This is a genomic window from Phenylobacterium sp. (assembly GCF_030693805.1).
In the GTDB taxonomy this organism is placed as follows: domain Bacteria; phylum Pseudomonadota; class Alphaproteobacteria; order Caulobacterales; family Caulobacteraceae; genus Phenylobacterium.
Window position 1 is genome coordinate 1 of sequence record NZ_JAUXZW010000413.1, and the last position, 3,018, is coordinate 3,018.

Consider the following 3,018-nt stretch of genomic DNA (forward strand, 5'->3'; position numbering starts at 1 on the left):
GAGGTCCGAGGCGACCTTTGCCAGGAACTTGTTGGCGGCGAGCCCGATGGAGACGGTGATCCCCACCTCGGCTTCGATGCGGGCCTGCAGGCGGGCCAGCGTCAGGGCGGGGCTCGCGCCATGCAGGCGCTCGGTGCCCGACAGGTCCATCCACGCCTCGTCCAGCGACAGTGGCTGGACCAGCGGGGTGAGGGCGCGGACCATCTCCATGATCCGCCGGCTCTCGGTGCGGTACTTGGTGAAGTCCGGCTTGATCACCACGGCCTGGGGGCAGGCGGCCAGCGCCTTGAACATCGGCATGGCCGATCGGACGCCCCAGATCCGCGCGATGTAGCAGCAGGTGGTGACCACGCCGCGCTTGCCGCCCCCGACGATCACCGGGCGGTCGCGCAGTTCCGGCCGGTCGCGTTTCTCCACCGAGGCGTAGAAGGCGTCGCAGTCCATGTGGGCGATCGCGAGGCTGGTGAGGTCCGGATGCGCGATAAGCCTGGGCGAGCCGCAGGCGGGACAGCGCCGGCTGAACTCGCCGGCTTGGAAGCACTCGCGGCAGAGCGCGCTCAATCGCCGGCCTCGACCGGCCACAGCCAGGCGGCGCCGCGCACGCCTGAGGAATCGCCGTGCCTGGCCTTGCGCACCGGCGTGAAGGTGCGGTCGGCGAAGGTGTGGCGGGCGATCTGCGGCGCGAGGCGCTCATAGAGTTCCGGCACATTTGACATGCCGCCGCCTAGAACGATGACGTCAGGGTCCAGCAGATTGACCACAGCGCCGAGCGCCCGGCCCAGCCGCTCGATGTAGCGAGTGATCGCCGCGCCGCCGGCGGCGCGGTCCGCGGCGACGACCTCTTCGGCTGTCTGGCCTGGACCAAACTCGCGTGCGAAGCCGGGACCCGACGCGAACAGCTCCAGACAGCCGCGCTTGCCGCACCAGCACGGTTGCGACGCCTCGGCTTCGTTGGGCCAGGGCAGGGGGTTGTGGCCGAACTCGCCGGCGATGCCGTTGCGGCCCTCGACGAGGCGGCCGTCGATCACCAGGCCCGCGCCGCAGCCGGTGCCGATGATCACGGCGAAGACCACCGCCTCGCCGGCGCCCGCGCCGTCGGCGGCCTCCGACAGCGCCAGGCAATTGGCGTCGTTCGCATAGCGCACCGGCCGGCCGAGCGCGCGGGCAAGGTCCTGCGGGAAGGGGCAGCCGTTCAGGTGGATCGAGTTGGCGTTGCGCATGACGCTGTCCTGCGGCGACATCGAGCCGGGACCGCCGACGCCGATGCGGGCGGCGCGTTGGCCCACCTTGCGTTCGAGATTCTCCACCAGATCGACCACACGGATGACGCACTGCTCGTAGTCGGACGACGTGCGCTCGCGGACGCGCGCGACGACGCCGCCTTGCGCATCCAGCGCCGCGGCCTCGATCTTGGTGCCGCCGAAGTCCACCCCGATGCGGATCATGGTTCGCAATCTACCGGATTTGTTCTGGTCTGGCGCGTCTCACCGGGCGTCCATCATCGCTTCGAGCGCGCGGTGCAGATCGGGCCATTCATCGTGCCGCGCATGTCGCTCCGGCGCGCTGGGGGCGAATGGCCGCAGGCGTGGATCGGCGACCATCTGGAAGCGGGCGACCTGGGGCGCGGCCTCGGCTACCGAGTCCAGGTTGGACATCAGGTCGTCGATGAAGGCCACGGGGCCTGCCACCTGGCGGGCGAGGGCGGCCACCAGCGGGCCCTTGCGTCCCGAACTGAGCAGCATCGGATAGTCCAGGCCGCTGCGCCCCAGCCAGCGGGCGCGGGCGAGCCTACCCGGCCCCGGCGCATTGGTGAGGATCAGCACGCCGGCCCGCGCCGACAGCGCACGCAGCGCGTCGGCTCCGCCCGGCGCCGGCGTCATGTCCGAGGATCCGTAGCGGAAGAAGTCGTCGAAGTGCCTACGCCCCTCCTCGATCTCCAGATGCGTCGTCTCGCCCGGGCGGAAGATGCTCTGGAACAGCGCGAATCGTTCGATGCGCATTTCCAGGCCGCGGCCCTCCAGGAAGCGGCCGAAGCCGTCCATGAAAAGCCCGAGCACTTCGTCGACGTCAACGATCAGCAGGGGTCGGTCGCCGGAAATCCCAAGCGATTCAAGGGCGGGGGCGCGCACCTCGACGATGTCGGCGACGGACATGCAGGCCTCCTCTTCGCGGCGGATAACGAAGTTTAAGGATATCCGTGTGATCAACGAAGGAAAGGTGGGTGTCGGCGTCAATTCGCGCCGGCAAAACGAAGATCGTCGAGACGAGCATGGCCAAGAAGGTCCTCATCGTCGAGGATAACGAGCTGAACATGAAGCTCTTTCATGATCTGCTTGAAGCTCAGGGCTACGAGACGCTGCAGACTCGCGAGGGGCTCCAGGCGTTGGCGCTGGCGCGCGAGCATCGCCCAGACCTGATCCTCATGGACATCCAGCTTCCCGAAATCTCAGGACTGGAAGTCACCAAGTGGCTGAAGGAAGACGACGACCTGGCGTCTATCCCGGTCATCGCCGTCACCGCGTTCGCCATGAAGGGCGACGAGGAACGGATCCGCGAAGGCGGGTGCGAAGCCTACCTCTCCAAGCCTATTTCGGTGTCGCATTTCCTGGACACCATCCGTCGATTTTTGGGTTAGCCGATGTCAGCGCGTATCCTCGTTGTCGATGATATCGAGGCGAACGTCCGCCTTCTCGAGGCCAAGCTTACGGCCGAGTACTACGAGGTTCTGGTCGCCTACGACGGGCCGACGGCGCTGGCGATCGCCGCCGCGGAGAAGCCCGACATCGTGCTGCTGGACGTGATGATGCCCGGCATGGACGGGTTCCAGGTCTGCCGCCGGCTGAAGGACGACCCCGAGACGCGGCACGTGCCCGTCGTGCTGGTCACCGCGCTGGATGGCCGTGCGGATCGCATCGCGGGCCTGGAGGCCGGCGCCGACGAATTCCTCACCAAACCGATCGACGACGTCATGCTGTTCGCTCGGGTGCGCAGCCTGACCCGCCTGAAGATGGTGATCGA

At 67.9% G+C, this 3,018-nt stretch carries 4 protein-coding genes and 1 pseudogene; 2 read left to right on the forward strand and 3 right to left on the reverse strand.

Going from position 1 to position 3,018, the window contains the following annotated elements; genetic code table 11:
* The 3 genes and pseudogenes from Q8M88_RS16510 to Q8M88_RS16520 form a co-directional block, all read right to left on the reverse strand.
* Window positions 1-561: pseudogene (locus tag Q8M88_RS16510) on the reverse strand (DNA polymerase IV); the annotation flags it as partial.
* Window positions 558-1,445, reverse strand: a complete 888-nt coding sequence (locus Q8M88_RS16515) for an ROK family protein (protein ID WP_305598249.1) — start codon at window positions 1,443-1,445, stop codon at window positions 558-560. The gene Q8M88_RS16515 and the pseudogene Q8M88_RS16510, both read right to left, overlap by 4 nt.
* Window positions 1,446-1,484: 39 nt before the next feature.
* The gene (locus Q8M88_RS16520) at window positions 1,485-2,153 is read right to left on the reverse strand and encodes a hypothetical protein (protein WP_305598250.1); all 669 of its coding nucleotides are present in this window, start codon (window positions 2,151-2,153) and stop codon (window positions 1,485-1,487) included.
* A gap of 116 nt (window positions 2,154-2,269) precedes the next feature.
* Between Q8M88_RS16520 and Q8M88_RS16525 the strand changes: the two genes are divergently transcribed.
* Complete coding sequence (locus Q8M88_RS16525) at window positions 2,270-2,635, forward strand: response regulator (protein WP_305598251.1); 366 nt, start codon at window positions 2,270-2,272, stop codon at window positions 2,633-2,635.
* A 3-nt stretch (window positions 2,636-2,638) separates the two neighbouring features.
* Window positions 2,639-3,018: response regulator (locus tag Q8M88_RS16530; protein ID WP_305598252.1), on the forward strand; the 380-nt coding region annotated here is incomplete at its 3' end.

Coding starts and splice junctions, on each gene's coding strand:
- Q8M88_RS16515 (WP_305598249.1), bottom strand. CDS start 1,445: ATGATCCGCATCGGGGTGGACTTCGGCGGCACCAAGATCGAGGCCGCG.
- Q8M88_RS16520 (WP_305598250.1), bottom strand. CDS start 2,153: ATGTCCGTCGCCGACATCGTCGAGGTGCGCGCCCCCGCCCTTGAATCG.
- Q8M88_RS16525 (WP_305598251.1), top strand. CDS start 2,270: ATGGCCAAGAAGGTCCTCATCGTCGAGGATAACGAGCTGAACATGAAG.